1 pseudogene is annotated in these 208 nt (G+C 54.3%); it reads right to left on the bottom strand.

What is annotated here, in order from left to right:
* Positions 1-208: pseudogene (locus JUJ53_RS00025) on the bottom strand (photosystem II D2 protein (photosystem q(a) protein)); the annotation flags it as partial.

The following is a 208-nucleotide window of genomic DNA, read 5'->3' as shown; positions in this document are numbered from 1 at the left end:
CGAATCTCCTGCGACGTGAAGTCATAGGCCCGTAGGTTCAAGCCTAGACCGATGATGCCAACCGAGCTCATCCACAGACCCGTCACCGGCACAAACAGCATGAAGAAGTGAAGCCAGCGCTTGTTGGAAAAGGCAATCCCGAAAATCTGTGACCAGAATCGGTTCGCCGTCACCATCGAGTAGGTCTCTTCTGCTTGGGTCGGGTTGA

It is taken from the genome of Leptolyngbya sp. CCY15150 (assembly GCF_016888135.1).
In the GTDB taxonomy this organism is placed as follows: Bacteria; Cyanobacteriota; Cyanobacteriia; order RECH01; family RECH01; genus RECH01.
This window is presented reverse-complemented; position numbering and strand designations above follow the sequence as displayed.